Origin of the sequence: Nonomuraea sp. NPDC049625, assembly GCF_040675285.1 — a bacterium.
GTDB lineage: Bacteria > Actinomycetota > Actinomycetes > Streptosporangiales > Streptosporangiaceae > Nonomuraea > Nonomuraea angiospora_A.
Map to the genome: position 1 here is coordinate 336,286 of NZ_JBFAOQ010000002.1, position 19,036 is coordinate 355,321.

The following is a 19,036-nucleotide window of genomic DNA, read 5'->3' on the forward strand; positions in this document are numbered from 1 at the left end:
GATGAAGCTTCGTGACGCCACGGGAGCCCACTCGCGTTGTTCCTGGTAGCCCCTGGTACTGTGTGTGCCGACCAGCACCCTTTTAAGACCCGTCCCGTGAGGCGGGAAAGGTGGTGAGATTCGCCATGTCCGATTCCAGGGCTGTCCTCGAGGCCCCCGACATCCATCGGGCCCTTACCCGTATAGCGCACGAGATCCTCGAGCGCACCAAGGGCGCCGACGACGTCGTGCTCCTCGGCATCCCGACCCGCGGCGCCACGCTGGCCCGCAGGCTCGGCGACCGCATCGAGCAGTTCGAAGGCGTCAAGATCCCCGTCGGCTCCATCGACATCACGATGTACCGCGACGACCTGCGGCTCAAGCCCGCCAGGCCGCTCGGCCGCACCGAGCTGCCGCCGGACGGCATCGACGGCAGGGTCGTCGTGCTCGTGGACGACGTCCTCTACTCCGGCCGCACCGTGCGCGCCGCGCTCGACGCGCTCAACGACCTCGGCCGGCCCACCGCGGTGCAGCTGGCCACGCTGGTCGACCGCGGCCACCGCGAGCTGCCCATCCGCGCCGACTACGTCGGCAAGAACCTCCCGACGGCCAAGAGCGAGAAGGTCAAGGTCTACCTGCAGGAGATCGACGGCCGCGACGCCGTGCTCCTCATGAAGGGGGACGCCAAGTGAACCGCCACCTGATCTCCGCGGGCGACCTCACCAAGGACGACGCGCTCCTCATCCTCGACACCGCCGAGGAGCTGGCGAGGGTCTCGGAACGTTCCATCAAGAAGCTGCCCACGCTGCGCGGGCGCACCGTGGTCAACCTGTTCTTCGAGGACTCCACCCGCACGCGCATCTCGTTCGAGGCGGCGGCCAAGCGGCTGTCCGCCGACGTGATCAACTTCTCGGCCAAGGGGTCGAGCGTCTCCAAGGGCGAGTCGCTCAAGGACACCGCGCTCACCCTCGAGGCCATGGGCGCCGACGCGGTCGTCATCCGCCACGGCGCCTCCGGCGCGCCGCACCGCCTGGCCAACTGGGTGCGCGGCAGCGTCGTCAACGCCGGCGACGGCACCCACGAGCACCCCACGCAGGCGCTGCTCGACGCCTTCTCGATGCGCCGCCGTCTGGGCAGCCTCGAAGGGCGCAAGGTCACGATCGTCGGCGACGTGCTGCACAGCCGGGTCGCCCGCTCCAACGTGCTGCTGCTCGACACGCTCGGCGCCGACGTCACGCTGGTGGCGCCGCCGACGCTGCTGCCCGTCTCCGTCGGCTCCTGGCCGTGCGAGGTCTCCTACGACCTGGACGCAGTGCTGCCGAAGTCGGACGTGGTGATGATGCTGCGGGTGCAGAAGGAGCGGATGAACGCCGCCTACTTCCCCAGCGAGCGGGAGTACTCACGCCGGTACGGCCTGGACCGGGACCGGTTCGCCAAGATGCCCGAGGACGCCATCGTGATGCACCCCGGGCCGATGAACCGGGGCATGGAGATCGCCGCGGAGGTGGCCGACTCGGCGCGCTCCACGATCGTGGAGCAGGTCGCCAACGGTGTGACCATTCGCATGGCGGTGCTGTACCTGCTGCTTGGGGGAGAGAGCGCGTGATTATTCGCAATGTCAGGATTCTGGGTGGGGAACCCGTCGACATCCGCGTCGCCGACGGGATGATCGCCGAGATCGGGCCGGGCCTGGAGGGGCCCGAGACCGTCGACGGCGGCGGCGCGATCGCGCTGCCCGGCCTCGTGGACCTGCACACCCACCTGCGCGAGCCCGGCCGCGAGGACGCCGAGACCGTGCAGACCGGCACCCAGTCGGCCGCCCGGGGCGGTTACACCGCCGTGCACGCCATGGCCAACACCTCGCCGGTCGCCGACACCGCGGGGGTCGTCGAGCAGGTGTGGCGGCTCGGGCGCGAGTTCGCGCACTGCGACGTGCACCCCGTCGGCGCCGTCACCGTCGGCCTGGAGGGCAAGCAGCTCGCCGAGCTGGGCGCGATGGCCGACTCGGCCGCCCGCGTGCGGGTCTTCTCCGACGACGGCAAGTGCGTGGACGACGCCGTGCTGATGCGCCGCGCCCTGGAGTACGTCAAGGCGTTCGACGGCGTCATCGCCCAGCACGCCCAGGAGCCCAGGCTCACCTCCGGGGCCCAGATGAACGAGGGTGTGATCTCCGGCAGGCTCGGCCTGACCGGCTGGCCCGCGGTCGCCGAAGAGGCGATCATCGCCCGCGACTGCCTCCTGGCCGCCCACGTCGGCTCCAGGCTGCACATCTGCCACGTCTCCACGGCCGGCTCGGTCGAGATCATCCGCTGGGCCAAGTCCAAGGGCTGGAACGTCACCTGCGAGGTCACCCCGCACCACCTCCTGCTCACCGACGACCTGGTCGAGGAGTCCCCGGTGGGCGCGTACAACCCGATCTACAAGGTCAACCCGCCGCTGCGCACCCGCGCGGACGTCGAGGCGCTGCGGGCCGCGCTGGCCGACGGCACGATCGACATCGTCGCCACCGACCACGCCCCCCACCCGGTCGAGGACAAGGAGACCGAGTGGTCGGCCGCGGCCATGGGAATGGTGGGCCTGGAGACGGCGCTCAGCGTGGTCCAGGAGGCCATGGTCGAGACCGGGCTGCTCGACTGGGCGGGCGTCGCCCAGCGCATGTCCGTCGTCCCGGCCCGCATCGGCCGGCTCGGCGGCCAGGGGCAGCCGCTGGAAGTGGGCGCCCCGGCCAACATCACGCTGTACGACCCGTCCGTGCGCACCGAGGTGGATCCGTCCGCATTCGCGTCGAAGAGCAGGAACACCCCGTACGAGGGGATGACGCTGCCCGGCCGGGTGGTGGCCACGTTCCTGCGCGGCAGGGCGACCGTTCTCGAAGGGAAGCTGGTTTGAACACATCGGTGCTCGTCCTGGAAGACGGCCGCGTCTTCCAGGGACGTCCGTACGGCGCCGAGGGCGAGACGTTCGGCGAGATGGTCTTCAACACCGGCATGACCGGCTACCAGGAGACCCTCACGGACCCGTCCTACCATCGGCAGATCGTCGCCATGACGGCGCCCCACATCGGCAACACCGGCGTCAACGACGAGGACCCCGAGTCCGGGCGCGTCTGGGTCGCCGGCTACGTCGTGCGCGAGCCGTCCAGGGTCGTCTCCAACTGGCGGGCCAACCGCTCGCTCGACGACTACCTCAAGGAGCAGGGCGTCGTCGGGATCGCCATCTCCGGCACCCGCGCGCTCACCCGCCACCTGCGCGAGCGCGGCGCCATGCGCGCCGGCATCTTCACCGCGCCCACCGTGCCGGTCGAGGAGCTGGTCGAGCGCGTGCGGCAGTCGCCCCGCATGGAGGGCGCCGACCTGGCCGCCGAGGTGGCCACCGCCGAGCCGTACGTCGTGCCGGCGATCGGCGAGAAGAGGTTCACGGTCGCGGCCGTCGACCTCGGCATCAAGGGCATGACGCCGCACCGGATGGCCGAGCGTGGCTGCGAGGTGCACGTGCTGCCCGCGACGGCCACGTACGAGCAGATCATGGCGGTCGAGCCGGACGGGGTCTTCTTCTCCAACGGGCCCGGCGACCCCGCCACGGCGGACGTGAGCGCGCTGCGGGGGGTCCTGGAGGCCAGGGTCCCGTTCTTCGGGATCTGCTTCGGCAACCAGCTCTTCGGGCGGGCCCTGGGCCTTTCCACCTACAAGCTGCGTTACGGGCACCGGGGCGTCAACCAGCCCGTCCAGGACGTGCGCACCGGCAAGGTCGAGATCTCGGCGCACAACCACGGGTTCGCCGTGCGGGCGCCGCTCGACGCGCCGTTCGAGACCCCGTACGGTCAGGCCGAGGTCAGCCACGTCAACCTCAACGACCGCTGCGTGGAGGGGCTGCGCCTGCTCGACGGGCGGGCCTTCAGCGTCCAGTACCACCCGGAGGCCGCCGCGGGCCCCCACGACGCCGCCTACCTTTTCGACGAGTTCTGTGAGGTCATGAGCCGTGCCCAAGCGTGAGGACATCAGGTCCGTCCTGGTGATCGGCTCGGGGCCGATCGTGATCGGCCAGGCGTGCGAGTTCGACTACTCCGGCACCCAGGCGTGCCGCGTGCTGCGGGCCGAGGGGTTCCGCGTCGTCCTGGTCAACAGCAACCCGGCGACGATCATGACGGACCCCGAGTTCGCCGACGCCACGTACGTCGAGCCGATCACCCCCGAGTTCGTCGAGAAGATCATCGCCAAGGAGCGGCCCGACGCGCTGCTGCCGACCCTGGGCGGGCAGACCGCGCTCAACACCGCGGTCGCGCTGCACGAGTCGGGCGTGCTGGAGAAGTACGGCGTCGAGCTGATCGGCGCCGACTTCGACGCGATCCAGGCGGGGGAGAACCGCGAGCGGTTCAAGGAGATCGTCGCCAAGGTCGCCCGCGAGCGCGGGCTCAACGCCGAGTCGGCCAGGTCGGCCATCTGCCACACGATGGAGGAGTGCCTGGCCGCCGCGGGCGAGCTGGGCTACCCGGTCGTGGTCAGGCCGTCGTTCACCATGGGCGGGGCCGGCTCCGGCTTCGCCTACGACGAGACCGACCTGCGCCGCATCGGCGGCGCCGGGCTCGACGCCTCTCCGACCACCGAGGTGCTCCTGGAGGAGTCGATCCTCGGCTGGAAGGAGTACGAGCTGGAGGTCATGCGCGACAAGCACGACAACGTCGTCATCGTCTGCTCCATCGAGAACATCGACCCGATGGGCGTCCACACCGGCGACAGCGTCACCGTCGCGCCCGCGCTGACCCTGACCGACCGCGAATACCAGAACATGCGCGACGTCGCCATCGCCGTCATCCGCGAGGTCGGCGTCGACACCGGCGGCTGCAACATCCAGTTCGCGGTCGACCCGCGCACCGGCCGCATGATCGTCATCGAGATGAACCCGCGCGTGTCCCGATCGAGCGCCCTGGCCTCCAAGGCCACCGGGTTCCCGATCGCGAAGATCGCGGCCAAGCTCGCCATCGGCTACACCCTCGACGAGATCCCCAACGACATCACCAAGGAGACCCCGGCCTCCTTCGAGCCGACGCTCGACTACATCGTGGTGAAGGTGCCGAGGTTCGCGTTCGAGAAGTTCAAGGGCGCCGACCAGACGCTCACCACGCACATGAAGTCCGTGGGCGAGGCCATGGCCATCGGCCGCTCCTTCCCCGAGGCGCTGCAGAAGGCCCTGCGGTCGCTGGAGAAGAAGGAGTCCGCCTTCACCTGGGCGGGCGAGAGCGGCGACAAGGCCGAGCTGCTCGAGCGCTGCCGCACCCCGCACGACGGGCGGCTGCGCACGATGCAGCAGGCCATCAGGGCGGGCGCCACGCCCGAGGAGGTGTTCGAGGCGACCAGCGTCGACCCGTGGTTCGTCGACCAGCTCTTCCTGCTCCACGAGGAGGCCGGGGAGGTCGCCGCCGCCGCCGAGCTGACCTCCGAGGTGCTCGAGCGGGCCAAGCGGCACGGGTTCAGCGACGCGCAGATCGGCGAGATCCGCGGCATCGACGAGGCCCGGGTCCGCGACCTGCGCCACGCGCTGGGGCTGCGCCCGGTCTACAACACCGTCGACACCTGCGCCGCCGAGTTCGCCGCGAAGACGCCGTACCTCTACTCCACCTACGACGAGGAGAACGAGGTCCCCTACGGCGAGCGCGAGAAGGTCATCATCCTCGGCTCCGGGCCCAACCGCATCGGGCAGGGCATCGAGTTCGACTACGCGTGCGTGCACGCCTCGTTCGAGCTGTCCAGGGCCGGGTTCGAGACCGTCATGGTCAACTGCAACCCGGAGACCGTCTCGACCGACTACGACACCTCCGACCGGCTCTACTTCGAGCCGCTCACGCTGGAGGACGTGCTGGAGGTCGTCCACGCCGAGCAGCAGACAGGCCCGGTCGCGGGCGTGATCGTGCAGCTCGGCGGCCAGACGCCGCTGGGGCTGGCGCAGGCGCTCAAGGACGCGGGCGTGCCCGTGGTCGGCACCTCGCCGGAGTCGATCCACCTGGCCGAGGAGCGCGGCGCGTTCGGGCGGGTGCTGGCCGAGGCGGGGCTGCCCGCGCCCAAGCACGGCACCGCGCTCACCGTCGCCGAGGCCCGGGAGATCGCCGAGGAGATCGGCTACCCCGTGCTCGTCCGGCCGTCCTACGTGCTCGGCGGCGCCGGCATGGCCATCGTGTACGACGACGAGACGCTGACGACGTACATGGCGGCCCAGGAGGGCGGCCACCCGGTGCTGGTGGACAAGTTCCTGGACGAGGCCATCGAGATCGACGTCGACGCCCTCTACGACGGCTCGGAGCTCTATCTCGGCGGTGTCATGGAGCACATCGAGGAGGCCGGGATCCACTCCGGCGACTCGGCGTGCGCGCTGCCGCCCATCACGCTCGGCAGCCACGACATCAAGCGCATCCGCGCCGCCACCGAGGCCATCGCCGCCGGGGTGGGCGTGCGCGGCCTGCTGAACGTCCAGTACGCGATGTCGGCCGGCGTCCTCTACGTCCTGGAGGCCAACCCGCGGGCCAGCCGCACCGTGCCGTTCGTGTCCAAGGCCACGGCGGCGCCGCTGGCCAAGGCGGCGGCCCGGGTGATGCTCGGCGCGTCGATCGCCTCGCTGCGCGAGGAGGGCATGCTGCCCGCGACCGGCGACGGCGGGACTCTGCCGCTGGACGCGTCGATCGCGGTCAAGGAGGCGGTGCTGCCGTTCAACCGCTTCCGGGGCGTGGACATCGTGCTGGGGCCCGAGATGCGCTCCACGGGCGAGGTCATGGGCATCGACGAGTTCTTCGGGATCGCGTACGCCAAGTCCCAGGCGGGCGCCTACGGCGAGCTGCCGACCAAGGGACGCGCGTTCGTGTCGGTGGCCAACCGGGACAAGCGTGCCATGATCTTCCCTGTGAAGGCGCTCGCGGATCTCGGATTCGAGATCCTGGCCACCGAGGGGACCGCCGAGGTGCTGCGCCGCAACGGCGTCCATGCCAAGATCGTGCGCAAGCAGAGCGAGGGTCCTGGTCCCGGAGGTGAGCGCACGAGCGTGCAGGCCATTCTCGACGGCGAGGTCGACCTGATCGTCAACACGCCGTTCGGCAGCCCCGGGCAGTCGGGGCCGCGCCTCGACGGCTACGAGATCCGCACCGCCGCGGTGCTGCGCGGCATCCCGTGCATCACCACGGTCTCAGGGCTCGCCGCGGCGGCGGCGGGCATCCAGGCGATCGTGCGCGGCGATGTCGGCGTACGGTCGCTCCAGGAGCACGCACAGGCACTCCGGGGCTGACCCCGCACGGGAGGTGAAGACGACTGGCCGGCACTCCGGTGCAGGTAACGGGCACGGTGCTGACCACGCGCCGGGTCGACGCCTACCATGCGCTGACGGTGGTGGCGCCCGGCATAGCCGAGCGCTACCGCCCCGGTCACTTCGTCTCCGTCGCGGTCGGCGGGGGCCAGACGTCGATGGTGACGCGCCGCGCGCTGTCCATCCATGACGTCAAGTCCGACTACGGCGGCACGGTCGAGCTGGTCTTCACCGCCCGTGGCCCCGGCACGGCCTGGCTGGCCGAGCGGCGCGCCCGCGACACGCTCGACCTGGTCGGGCCGCTCGGCCGGCCCTTTCCGCTGCCGCGCGACCCGGTGCACTGCGTGCTGGTCGGCGCCGAGTACGGCTCCGCGTTGCTGTTCCCGCTGGCCGACGCGCTGCTGGCGCGGGGCTGCCGGGTCGACTTCGTGCTGGGCGGGGCCGGGGCCGAGCGGGTGTTCGGTGCCATGCGGGCCCGCCGCATCGCCGAGACCACCACGCTGACCACCGAGGACGGCTCGCTCGGGCTTCGCGGCAAGGTCACCGACGCGCTACCCTCGGTGATCGCCGACACGCGGGCCGACGCGGTCTACGCCTGCGCTCCGATGGAGACGCTGCGGGCCGTGACGGCGGTGTCGATGGAGTTCGACATCCCGGTGCAGGTGGCCGTCGAGGAGTCGATGGCCTGCGGCATCGGGGTGTGCATGACGTGCGTGCTGCCCGTCATCGGGGATGACGGAGTGACCAGGATGGTGCGGGCATGCGCGGAAGGACCGGTGTTCCGGGGGGAGCGGGTGCGCTTCGAGGACGTGGGAACGATCCCGTTCGACGCGCTCGGCGCCCCCGGAGGCGGTGCACGACATGTCAGTTGATATGCGGACATTTCTGGCGCATGTGGAGCTCGCGAACCCGATCACCACGGCCGCCGGATGCGCCGCGTCCGGGCGGGAGCTGGCCCAGTTCTTCGACCTGCACCGGCTCGGGGCGCTGACCACCCGCTCGATCACCATGGCCCCGCGCGCCGGGCGGCCCACGCCGCGCATGGCCGAGACGCCCTCGGGCATGCTCAATGCGGTCGGCCTGCAGGGGCCGGGCATCGACGCGTTCCTGGAGCGCGAGCTGCCCTGGCTCGCGCAGCGGGGCATCAAGACCATCGTCTCGATCGGCGGCGGCACCGTCGCCGAATACTCCGAGCTGGCCCGCAGGCTCGCCGACGCGCCCGGGGTCACCGCTCTCGAGGTCAATCTCTCCTGCCCGAACATGGAGGACCGCGGCCGCGTCTTCGCCCGCGAGGGCAGCGCCGCGGCCGAGGTGATCGCCTCGGTCCGCTCGATCATGCGCTACGACGTGCCGGTCGTGGCCAAGCTGGCCCCCGACGTGGCCGACATCGTGTCGGTCGCGCGGGCCTGCGTGGACGCGGGGGCCGACGCGCTGTCCATGATCAACAACCCGCTGGGCATGGCCATCGACACCGAGGCGCTGCGGCCCTCGCTCGCCGCCGTGACCGGAGGGCTGTCGGGGCCCGCGATCCTGCCGCTCGCCGTGCGGTGCGTGTGGCAGGTCCACGCCGCCCTGCCCGGGGTGCCCCTCATCGGCATCGGTGGCGTGATGAGCGGCAGGGACGCCTTCCAGCTGGTCCTGGCGGGCGCCTGTGTGGTCGGAGTGGGCACGGCGCTGTTCCACGACCCCTACGCCTGCCTGCGCATCGAACGCGAGCTTGAGGACCTTCTCAGGGCCCGCGGCTTCCAGCGCCTGGCCGACGCCGTCGGCCTCGCCCACCGCCCGCCGGGGAGCGCCCCCCGCCACCTGCTCGTCGACTCCGAAGAGAGCACACCATGATCATCAGCTGCCGTATCGAGGAGAGCCCGTCTTGAGTCCCGCCCCGCTCCTGACTCCCGCGCCCATCGCCGTCGCCCTGGACGCCCCGGACCTGGAGACCGCCGCCCAGTGGGCGGCCCTGGTGACGCCGCACGTCAGCACGGTCAAGGTGGGCCTGGAGCTCTACCTCCGCTACGGCCCCGACGTGATCGCCTCGGTGCGGGGGGCCAGCGGCGTGCAGGTGTTCCTCGACCTCAAGCTCCACGACATCCCCAACACCGTCGCCGGCGCCTCCCGCGCCGTCTCCCGGCTGCGCCCGGCCATCCTCACCGTGCACGCCGCCGGGGGCCCCGCCATGATCCGCGCCGCCGTGGAGGCCGCCGACCCGCAGACCCAGATCGCCGCGGTGACGATCCTCACCTCGCTGTCGGAGGCCGACCTGGCGCGCATCGGGCTCGAGGGGCCCGCCGACGACGCCGTGCGCCGCCTGGCCGCCCTGTCGGTGGAGTCGGGCGCCAAGGGGCTGGTGTGCTCGCCCAACGAGGTGTCCGCGGTGCGGGCGGAGGTGGGGGAGGGGATCACGCTCATCACGCCGGGGGTGCGGCCCGCGGGGGCCGACACGCAGGACCAGGCACGGGTCGCCACGCCCGAACAGGCTCTCGCCGACGGCGCCGACCTCCTCGTCATCGGCCGCCCCATCACCGCCTCCCCCGACCCGGGCGCAGCCGCCGCCGCCATAGCCTCTTCTCTCCGCCGCGCCTCTTAACCCACTCTTTGCAGCTTCACCCTGGGTGGTGCGCCGTTCAAGCCATCCATCCTTTACGGCTCCGCACGGTGGGCCGCACGCGCCGACGCCCGTGGCCGTCCGTCATGGCCGGTCGTGAAGGCTCACGGGCCGGTCGCCGTGACGACGCGCACTCTTGACCGGCTCCGTGGCGAGTCGCCGGCCCATCGCGCCCGCACCCTCGGCTAGCAGGCCCTCTCAGCCGACCGACGCCTGCCGTTCCGCCCACCTGAGCGATCGCCCCGATCGGGTGGGGCGACCGGTCCCTCAGCCCGGCCTCTCAGCCCCGGCCGGTAGTCGATCGCCCGCCAGTCTCCCAGCCCCGACTGGGGGCCGATCGCCCTTCAGGCTCACCGTCACGGTGCTCGATGTGGCGCGGTCGGGTCCGCGACGCGGGTGATTGCGTGGCGCGGTGGGTGGGTGATCCGCGGGCTCGGATCGGGGTGGTGGGTCCCTTGGCGCGGGGGTGCCATCCATGGGGTGGGCGGCGGGATTGTGGATCATGCCGTGCCGGGGTGCCTGGCAAGATCGTAATGCATCCGCGGGGGCCTGCGCACGCGATCTTCGGAATGGGTTTCGGCCCTGGTCTGGGCGGGATTTCGGACATCGATGGGTGGCTGGAATGCGATCATCGTTGCGTTTCGCGACACCGTCGCGGTCCGACGCGCGAACCGGGAAGTGAGGGCGATTTGATCAGCACAATGTGATTTTACGATCACGCAGAGTGATGAAGTGGATTTTGTGAGGAGAGAAACGGCGCTTGACGTTGCTTAGGGGGCGATGACCAGCTAGTTTCCCTTCCCGTCCGAGTACATCGACAGAAATTCGAGGTGACCCGGCGTGGCTCTTCCTCCACTGACCCCTGAGCAGCGCGCCGCAGCCCTGGAGAAGGCTGCCAAGGCCCGTAAAGAGCGTGCCGAGGTCAAGAACCGGCTCAAGCATGGCGCGGTTTCTCTGGCTGAGGTGCTCAAGGATGGGCAGACCGACGACGTCATCGGCAAGATGAAGGTGTCGGCTCTGTTGGAATCGCTCCCCGGCGTCGGCAAGGTCCGCGCCAAGCAGCTCATGGAGCGGCTTGCCATCGCCGAGTCCCGCCGCGTGCGGGGTCTCGGCGCGAACCAGAGGGCCTCCCTCGAGCGCGAGTTCGGTGGCAACGAGAGCTAATCTCTGTTCCACAAGAAAGCGCAGGTTCAACGGGGGGTAGGAAAGTGACCGACAGGTCCTGGTCCGGCGAAGTCAGTGCCTACGAGGCATTCGGGCCCGGCGCGGAGGTCGGATTCTTGCCCTTGAGCGAACGGCGGCTGACGGTCCTTTCAGGGCCGTCGGGCGTCGGAAAGTCCACGGTCGTCGCCGAGCTCCGGCGGGCACACCCCGCGGTGTGGCTGTCGGTCTCGGTGACCACCAGGAGGCCCCGTCCCGGTGAGGTGAACGGGGTCCACTACTACTTCGTCGACGGCGAGGAGTTCGACCGGCTGGTGACGGCCGGGGAGCTGCTCGAGTGGGCGGAGTTCGCGGGAAACCGCTACGGCACGCCGCGCGAGCCGGTGCTGAAGAAGCTCGCCGACGGGGTCCCCACCCTGCTCGAGATCGACCTCGAAGGCGCCAGGCAGGTGCGCAGGAGCATGCCCGAGGCCCTGCTGGTGTTCCTGGCCCCGCCCACCTGGGAGGAGCTGGAGAAGCGGCTGCGTGGCCGTGGCACCGAGCCCGAGGACGTCATCGCGCGCCGCCTGGAGGCGGGGCGGGTCGAGATGGCCGCGGAGCAGGAGTTCGACTTGACACTCGTGAACACGAGCGTCCAAGACGTGTGCCGCCGGCTGATAGCCTTGATGACTGACCCTCAGGGGGTCACGACAACCACCAACCGAGAGGTCTGACAATCGTGGCAGGCACCACCCCGGCCGCGGAGGGCATCACCAACCCGCCGATCGACGCGCTGCTCGACATCGTCGACAGCAAGTACTCCCTGGTGATCATGGGCGCCAAGCGCGCCCGCCAGATCAACGCTTACTACTCCCAGCTCGGCGAGGGCCTGCTGGAGTACGTCGGCCCGCTGGTCGAGACGCACGCGCAGGAGAAGCCGCTGTCCATCGCGCTGCGCGAGGTCTCCGAGGGCCTGCTCAACGCCGAGCCCATCGAAGGCGCGGTCTGACTCCTTCGATGAAGGTCGTCCTGGGCGTCAGCGGCGGCATCGCCGCGTACAAGGCTTGCGAGCTGCTTCGCCTGTTCACCGAGTCGGGGCACGAGGTGCGGGTCGTGCCGACCCGCGAGGCGCTGAAGTTCGTGGGCGCGCCCACCTGGGCCGCCCTGTCCGGCAACCCCGTGTCCGCCGAGGTCTGGGACGACGTTCACGAGGTGCCCCACGTGCGGATCGGCAAGCAGGCCGATCTCGTCGTGGTGGCGCCCGCGACCGCCGACGTGCTCGCCAGGGCGGCCCACGGGCTGGCCGGCGACCTGCTCACCAACACGCTGCTGACGGCCACCTGCCCGGTCGTGTTCGCGCCCGCGATGCACACCGAGATGTGGCAGCACCCCGCCACCCGCGCCAACGTCGAGACGCTGCGCGAGCGGGGCGCCGTCGTGATCGACCCCGCCGTCGGGCGCCTCACCGGCGCCGACACCGGCCCCGGGCGCCTGCCCGACCCCGCGGAGATCTTCGAGGTCTGCCTGCGGGTGCTGCGCGGCCGGCCCCGCGACCTGGCCGGGCGCAAGGTCGTCGTCTCCGCCGGAGGCACGCGGGAGGCGATCGACCCGGTCCGCTACCTCGGCAACCGCTCCTCGGGGCGGCAGGGCTACGCGCTGGCGCGCACGGCGGCCGCCCGGGGGGCCGAGGTGACGCTGGTGGCGGCCAATGTCACGCTGCCCGACCCCGCCGGGGCCAAGGTCGTACGGGTGGAGTCGGCGTCCGAGCTGCGCGATGCGGTGCTCGCCGCCGCGGCCGGTGCCGACGCGGTGGTCATGGCCGCCGCGGTGGCCGACTTCCGGCCCGCCACGCGGCACGAGGCGAAGATCAAGAAGACGGACGGCGAGCCGGAGCCGATCTTCCTGGCCAAGAATCCCGACATCCTCGCCGAGCTCGGCACCCTCCGCCGTGAGGCCCGCGCCGCGCGAACGCGCCCCGCAGCCGCGGCCCAGCCCTTCCCGGCCGCCGCGGATCCGGATCCTGTCGTCGCAGGGCTTGAGCCGGGTGGTGTCGTGCCGCGCCGGGAGCGTGGGGCGTACCCCGAGGTGATCGTCGGGTTCGCCGCCGAGACGCACGACGTGCTCGCCAACGGCCAGGCCAAACTCGCCCGCAAGGGGTGCGACCTGCTGGTCGTCAACCAGGTGGGGGAGGGGCTGGCGTTCGGCACGCCCGACAACGCGGCCACCGTGCTGGTGGCGGGCGGCGACCCGGTCGAGGTGCCGTTCGGGCCCAAGGAGGCCCTCGCCGACGTCGTGTGGGACCTCGTGGCGGCCCGCCTTCCCTAGCGTGGCCCCGGCCCTTCCGGGATGTGCGTATCCGGTGCTCGTACCCGGCGTTGGACCGTTCGAATCGTGCAAGAGCGATTACCCGATCACCTATTGCTCCACCCCTATCGCCTGCGGATACTTGGGGCGAAGGGGGATGGAATGCCGGTGGGTTCTGCTGTCAGAGACCGTTGTAGAACATTGCTCGGCGACCAGGGGGAGATCCGCTACGTCTTTCCGGCGGTGTCGGCGGGACCCGGCGGGACGGGGAATTTCCTGATCGTGGTCACCGCTTCCTCGATATCGGTGCTGGCCACCAGGACGCTCAGGAGCGATCGGCCGGTCGCGGTGTTCGCGGAGTTCCCGCGACACACCAGGCTCGGCCCCATCCTGCCTGGACCGGTCATCGAGCTGGACTCCATGGTGTTCGAGTTCGATGAGGAGTACGCCGCGGTGGTGGCGGCCGCCGACGCGGAGATCTTCGCGCCGGAGACTCTGCCGCCCGACCCCCTGCCCGAGCTGTGACGGAAACAGGAGCGCGGACGGTTTCGCGCCCTGGCGCCGGGTGGGGCTAGACTTCGGCGAGGCCCAGGTATGCCCATGCGTCCCGGGCCTTAAATCCGTCAGCAGCCGCTGCATGAGGAGCCACTGAGTTGTCACGTCGCCTGTTCACCTCCGAGTCGGTCACCGAAGGCCACCCGGACAAGATCGCTGACCAGATCAGTGACGCGATTCTCGACGCCATGCTCAAGGACGACCCCAAGAGCCGGGTCGCGGTCGAGACGCTGATCACTACCGGCCAGGTCCATGTCGCAGGCGAGGTCACCACCGAGACCTACATCGACATCCCGGCCCTCATCCGGGAGAAGATCCTCGAGATCGGCTACGACGCCTCCCACAAGGGCTTCGACGGCGCTTCGTGCGGCGTGTCGGTGTCCATCGGCGCCCAGTCCCCCGACATCGCCCAGGGCGTCAACGACGCCTACGAGAGCCGGGTCGACCAGGCCGAGGACGAGCTGGACCGCCAGGGCGCGGGCGACCAGGGCCTCATGTTCGGCTATGCCTGCCGCGAGACCCCCGAGCTCATGCCGCTGCCGATCACCCTGGCCCACCGGCTGGCGCAGCGGCTGTCGGAGGTGCGCAAGAGCGGCACGGTGCCCTACCTCCGTCCCGACGGCAAGACGCAGGTGACGATCGAGTACGACGGCGACACGCCCGTCCGCCTCGACACCGTGGTGGTCTCCACGCAGCACGCGGCGGAGATCGACCTGAAGGAGATGCTGACGCCGGACATCAAGGAGCACGTGGTCGACCCCGTGCTGGCCGGCCTCGACCTCGACACCGAGGGCTACCGCCTGCTGGTCAACCCGACCGGCCGCTTCGAGATCGGCGGCCCCATGGGCGACGCCGGCCTGACCGGCCGCAAGATCATCATCGACACCTACGGCGGCATGGCCCGCCACGGTGGCGGCGCCTTCTCCGGCAAGGACCCGTCCAAGGTCGACCGCTCGGCGGCCTACGCCATGCGCTGGGTGGCCAAGAACGTCGTCGCCGCCGGCCTGGCCGACCGGTGCGAGGTCCAGGTCGCGTACGCGATCGGCAAGGCGCAGCCGGTGGGTCTGTTCGTGGAGTGCTTCGGCACCGAGAAGCTGCCGGTCGAGAAGATCCAGGACGCCGTCCTCCAGGTCTTCGACCTGCGCCCGGCCGCCATCATCCGCGACCTCGACCTGCTGCGCCCGATCTACTCGGAGACCGCCGCCTACGGCCACTTCGGCCGTGAGGGCTTCTCCTGGGAGTCCACGGACCGCGCCGAGGCCCTGCGCACCGCCGCCGGCCTCTGACCCACGCCGTCCGAGCTCAAGGGGCGCCGCCTTGGTGTGCGGCGCCTCTAGGCGTGTCAGGCGCGCCCCGGAGCCGACGCGGCTCCGGAAGGCGGCCCTCGCGGCCTTGAGGTCCGGGGACGCGCGCGCCGTGCTCGACGAGCGGCCCACCTGGGTTGACGCGGCCTTCCGGCGCGCCCGTGACCGCTGGGGACGCGTGGCCCCGGCAACCGTTCCGCTCTCGCTCGGTCACGGCGAACGGTCTGGTAGACGTTATGCGTGACCGACTCCGACGACGCCCTTCTGCCGCTCGACGCCGTGCGGCCCCCAGCGTCGTCGAAGGACACCAAAGGGGCCCCCGCGCCCGCCCCTGAGCGCCCCGTGGCGAGGGTTGTGGTGGACAGCCCGCTTCCGCACCTCGACCGCCCCTTCGACTACCTGGTGCCCGACTCCATGCATGAGACGGCCGGGCCGGGCGTGCGGGTGCGGGTGCGGTTCGCGGGCAAGCTGGTCGACGGGTTCCTGCTGGAACGGGCGGACGAGAGCGACCACGACGGCAGGCTCATGCCGCTCGAACGCGTGGTGTCCCCCGAACGCGTGCTCACCCCCGAGATCGCCGGGCTGGCCAGGGCGGTCGCCGACCGGTACGCGGGCACCCTGACCGACGTGCTCCGCCTGGCCGTCCCGCCCCGCCACGCCAAGGCCGAGTCGGAGGAGCCCGCCAAGCAGGACCTGCCGCCCGCGGAGCCGTCCCAGACCGAAAGCGCATGGAACGCGTACCCGACCGGCCCCTCCTTCCTTGGCGCGCTGCGCGACGGGCGCGCGCCCCGCGCCGTGTGGTCCGCCCTGCCGGGCGCCAGGGGATGGGCGGGGGCGACGGCCGAGGCCGTGCGGGCGACGCTGGACGGCGGCAGGGGAGCGGTCGTCGTGGTGCCCGACGGGAAGGACGTGGCGCTGGCCGACGGCGAGTTCGCCCGGGTGCTGGGGCCGGGCAGGCACGTGGCGCTCACCGCCGACCTCGGCCCGGCCGAGCGCTACCGCCGGTGGCTGAAGGTGCTGAGAGGCCAGGTGCGGGCCGTTGTCGGCACCAGGGCCGCGATGTTCGCCCCCGTCGCCGATCTCGGCCTGGTGGCCATCTGGGACGACGGTGACGACCTTCACGCCGAGCGCCTGGCGCCGTATCCGCACGCCCGCGAGGTTCTCGGCCTGCGCGCCCACAGGACCGGCGCCGCGATGCTCATCGGCGGATACGCGCGCACCGCCGAGGCCACCCAGCTCGTCGCCTCCGGCTGGGCCAGGCCGATCGTGGCCGCCCGCACGATGATCAGGGGCCTGGGCCCCCGGGTGCGCCCCGCGGGCGAGGACGCCGAGCTGGCCAAGGACCAGGCGGCCCGCCAGGCCAGGCTGCCCAGCCTCGCCTGGCGGGCCCTGCGCCACGGCCTGGACAGCGGGCCCGTGCTGGTGCAGGTGCCCAGGCGCGGCTACCTGCCCGCCCTGGCCTGCCGGCACTGCCGTACTCCCGCCCGTTGCGCCCTGCCCCCCACGCGGAGGACGGCGCTGCCGCCGGACCCGCACGCCGGCACGGCCTTCCCGATGCCGGAGGCCCCGGCGGAGGCCGGTCACCTGTGCCACGGGCCGCTCGCCCTCCGGGGCGGCCACGCGGCCCCCTACTGCCGCTGGTGCGGCCGGGTGGACGCCGACTGGCGCTGCTCGTCCTGCGGCAGCCCCAGGCTCCGCGCCGTGGTCACCGGCGCCCGGCGCACCGCGGAGGAGCTCGGCAGGGCCTTCCCCTCCGTGCCGGTGCGCACGTCGGGCCGCGACGGCGTCCTGGCCACCGTCCCCGCCACCCGCGCGCTGGTCGTCGCCACGCCGGGCGCGGAGCCCGTGGCGGAAGGTGGCTACGCGGCGGCCGTGCTGCTCGACGGCTGGGCGCTCCTGGGCAGGGCCGACCTGAGGGCGGGCGAGGAGGCGGTGCGCAGGTGGATGAACGCCGCCGCCCTGCTCCGCCCCGCCGCCGAGCTGGTGGTGCTCGGCGACGCCGCGCTGCCCGCCGTTCAGGCCCTGCTGAGGTGGGACCCCGTCACCCACGCCGAGCGCGAGCTGGGCGACCGCGCCGAGCTGGGCTTCCCGCCGGCGGTGCGGATGGCCACGCTCACCGGCGTGGCGAGCGCGGTCAGGCAGATGCTCGACGAGGTACGCCTGCCGCCCGACGCCGAGGTGCTCGGCCCCGTCCCCGTGGACGAGGCGGGCCAGGAACGCGCCATGATCCGGGTACGGAGGTCCGGCGGAGCGGCCCTGGCAGCCGCGCTCAAAGGGGCCAGTGGGGTGCGTGCGGCGCGTAAGACGCCCGATGTCGTGAAGGTGAGTGTCGACCCGCTCGACCTGATTTAGACCATTTCCCCGATTCGCTCATCTGAAGGCCAGCCGTTAGCGTGCCCATGTGTCGATCGAATGGGTGAACCAGGCCATCGACGACCTGCGCGCTTGGGGGCACGCGCGGGAAGTCGAGGTGGACGCGGACGAGGTCCGCCTGCTCTGCGACTACGCCAGCGACTATCTCAACGTCAACGAACTGGGCGACTTCAGCCCGGAGACCTTCGACGAGCTGCTGCTGTCCATCTACCCGCGCAAGGTCATCGCCCCGCCGGAGAGCGCTCCGGAGACCGTCGCCGCCGCCCGCACCTTCGTCGACTACCTCAGCGAGGCGGGTGCGGTCCCCGAGCCGACGGCGGTGCTCATGCGCGACAGGCTCGACGACATCGCGCCGCGCATGCCCGAGGCCCTCGCCGACCCCGCGAACTTCGGCATGGCCAAGAGCCTCTTCAGCTCCATCGGCCCCGAGTCGCTCGAGCAGGCGATCGCCATCCCCTCCGGCGAGGTGCCCGACCTGGGCGAGGCGCCCTGCGACTGTCCCGGGTGCACCCCGCTGCCCGCGGCCCGGCTGGCCGCGCGGGAGGACCTCGTAGCGGCGCTGGAGAGCGTGCCCCTGCTGGCCGAGGACCCGCTGCCCGACACCGGCGACCCGCTGGAGAGCTGGGCGGCGCGCGTCGCCGACCTGGTCGAGCGGCACGAGGGCCATTACGACCTGTTCGACATGCTCTACCGGCTCCAGGTGCGGGTGCCCGTCACCGTGATCGGCGACTACCTCGACGAGATCGCCGAGGACGGCGAGGCCGACCTGGCCGGCACGCTCGACCGGCTGTCGTGGTGCGGCATGATCCAGGTCACGGACGACACCGCGGAGCTCACCCCGCTGGCCGTCTGGGGGCTGCGCGAGCACTACCTGTCGCTCGACCTCGACGCGCCCGAGGCCCCCGACCTGGCCGAGGCCGACGCGCTCGGGCTCATCGAAGGGCTGCTCGACGGCATGCCCGCCGAGCTCGCCGAGCAGGACATCAGCCGCTGGCTGAGCGGCCGGGCCTCCGGCGAGGCCGCCGCCGAGCTGCTGGCCGCCGCCTCCGGCGCGCCCGCCGTGGCCCGCGGCATCGCGATCACCATCGTCGACCGGCTGGGCGCCGAGGCCGAGAGCCAGGTCCGCGACCACCTCGACGACCAGGAGCTGCGCCCGCACGCCATCCACTGGCTGGCCGCCAGAGGGCTGCCGGCGCCCCAGCTCACCCAGGAGGAGCTGCTTTGGGTCAGCGTCGACATGCTGGCGCTCGCGATGCCCGCGGCCGAGGAGGATCCCGAGATCTTCGCCGAGAACATGGCCGCCTCGGGCCCGCCCGCCCATATGATCGAGGAGATGTGGCGGGTCGACCACCCCGACGTCGTCGAGGTCCTGGAGCTGCTGGGACGCTCCATCCCCGACGGCACGGTCGCGAAGGCGGCACGCAAGGCGGCCTTCAAAGCCCGGTCCCGCGCCATCCGTTGAGTACGCCCATGTGACTCCTGTGCAGTAAGTTTC

The 19,036-nt window shown here is 71.7% G+C and carries 16 protein-coding genes; all 16 read left to right on the top strand.

Annotated elements, in window-relative coordinates; genetic code table 11:
• Nucleotides 1–125 precede the first annotated feature (125 nt).
• Nucleotides 126–671: a bifunctional pyr operon transcriptional regulator/uracil phosphoribosyltransferase PyrR gene (gene pyrR, locus AB0J87_RS08950; RefSeq protein ID WP_185072969.1), complete on the top strand. Its 546-nt coding sequence runs from the start codon at nucleotides 126–128 to the stop codon at nucleotides 669–671.
• The gene (locus tag AB0J87_RS08955) at nucleotides 668–1,585 is read left to right on the top strand and encodes an aspartate carbamoyltransferase catalytic subunit (RefSeq protein WP_350729083.1); all 918 of its coding nucleotides are present in this window, start codon (nucleotides 668–670) and stop codon (nucleotides 1,583–1,585) included. Before pyrR ends, AB0J87_RS08955 begins: the two co-directional genes overlap by 4 nt.
• Nucleotides 1,582–2,868 carry a dihydroorotase gene (locus tag AB0J87_RS08960; RefSeq protein ID WP_363963627.1) on the top strand — a complete coding sequence of 429 codons (1,287 nt, stop codon included), beginning with the start codon at nucleotides 1,582–1,584 and terminating at the stop codon, nucleotides 2,866–2,868. Before AB0J87_RS08955 ends, AB0J87_RS08960 begins: the two co-directional genes overlap by 4 nt.
• The gene (carA, locus tag AB0J87_RS08965) at nucleotides 2,865–3,971 is read left to right on the top strand and encodes a glutamine-hydrolyzing carbamoyl-phosphate synthase small subunit (protein WP_363963629.1); all 1,107 of its coding nucleotides are present in this window, start codon (nucleotides 2,865–2,867) and stop codon (nucleotides 3,969–3,971) included. The genes AB0J87_RS08960 and carA overlap by 4 nt, the downstream gene beginning before the upstream one ends.
• Nucleotides 3,958–7,245 (top strand): carbamoyl-phosphate synthase large subunit, encoded by a 3,288-nt coding sequence (gene carB, locus AB0J87_RS08970; protein ID WP_355191669.1) that lies wholly within the window; start codon nucleotides 3,958–3,960, stop codon nucleotides 7,243–7,245. The genes carA and carB overlap by 14 nt, the downstream gene beginning before the upstream one ends.
• 23 nt (nucleotides 7,246–7,268) lie before the next feature.
• Nucleotides 7,269–8,135, top strand: coding sequence for a dihydroorotate dehydrogenase electron transfer subunit (locus tag AB0J87_RS08975; RefSeq protein ID WP_355192689.1), 867 nt, complete (start codon nucleotides 7,269–7,271; stop codon nucleotides 8,133–8,135).
• Nucleotides 8,125–9,102: a dihydroorotate dehydrogenase gene (locus tag AB0J87_RS08980; RefSeq protein WP_350729093.1), complete on the top strand. Its 978-nt coding sequence runs from the start codon at nucleotides 8,125–8,127 to the stop codon at nucleotides 9,100–9,102. Before AB0J87_RS08975 ends, AB0J87_RS08980 begins: the two co-directional genes overlap by 11 nt.
• A 49-nt stretch (nucleotides 9,103–9,151) precedes the next feature.
• Nucleotides 9,152–9,847 carry an orotidine-5'-phosphate decarboxylase gene (gene pyrF / locus AB0J87_RS08985; protein WP_350729227.1) on the top strand — a complete coding sequence of 232 codons (696 nt, stop codon included), beginning with the start codon at nucleotides 9,152–9,154 and terminating at the stop codon, nucleotides 9,845–9,847.
• 858 nt (nucleotides 9,848–10,705) lie between these two features.
• Nucleotides 10,706–11,029, top strand: a complete 324-nt coding sequence (gene mihF, locus AB0J87_RS08990; RefSeq protein ID WP_020541698.1) for an integration host factor, actinobacterial type — start codon at nucleotides 10,706–10,708, stop codon at nucleotides 11,027–11,029.
• A 116-nt stretch (nucleotides 11,030–11,145) separates the two neighbouring features.
• A complete protein-coding gene (gene gmk / locus AB0J87_RS08995; protein WP_185072975.1) occupies nucleotides 11,146–11,739 on the top strand; it encodes a guanylate kinase in 594 nt (197 codons plus the stop codon).
• A 5-nt stretch (nucleotides 11,740–11,744) separates the two neighbouring features.
• Nucleotides 11,745–12,014 (top strand): DNA-directed RNA polymerase subunit omega, encoded by a 270-nt coding sequence (gene rpoZ / locus AB0J87_RS09000; RefSeq protein ID WP_043638590.1) that lies wholly within the window; start codon nucleotides 11,745–11,747, stop codon nucleotides 12,012–12,014.
• An 8-nt stretch (nucleotides 12,015–12,022) separates the two neighbouring features.
• Entirely contained in the window at nucleotides 12,023–13,330 is a 1,308-nt protein-coding gene (gene coaBC / locus AB0J87_RS09005; protein ID WP_363963633.1) for a bifunctional phosphopantothenoylcysteine decarboxylase/phosphopantothenate--cysteine ligase CoaBC, read from the top strand.
• Nucleotides 13,331–13,510: 180 nt separating this feature from the next.
• The gene (locus tag AB0J87_RS09010; protein WP_350729099.1) at nucleotides 13,511–13,834 is read left to right on the top strand and encodes a hypothetical protein; all 324 of its coding nucleotides are present in this window, start codon (nucleotides 13,511–13,513) and stop codon (nucleotides 13,832–13,834) included.
• Between the two features lie 128 nt (nucleotides 13,835–13,962).
• Nucleotides 13,963–15,150 carry a methionine adenosyltransferase gene (metK, locus tag AB0J87_RS09015; protein ID WP_350729101.1) on the top strand — a complete coding sequence of 396 codons (1,188 nt, stop codon included), beginning with the start codon at nucleotides 13,963–13,965 and terminating at the stop codon, nucleotides 15,148–15,150.
• A 258-nt stretch (nucleotides 15,151–15,408) separates the two neighbouring features.
• A complete protein-coding gene (locus AB0J87_RS09020) occupies nucleotides 15,409–17,520 on the top strand; it encodes a primosomal protein N' (protein WP_363963635.1) in 2,112 nt (703 codons plus the stop codon).
• Between the two features lie 49 nt (nucleotides 17,521–17,569).
• Nucleotides 17,570–19,003 (top strand): hypothetical protein, encoded by a 1,434-nt coding sequence (locus tag AB0J87_RS09025; protein WP_363963637.1) that lies wholly within the window; start codon nucleotides 17,570–17,572, stop codon nucleotides 19,001–19,003.
• Nucleotides 19,004–19,036: the final 33 nt, after the last annotated feature.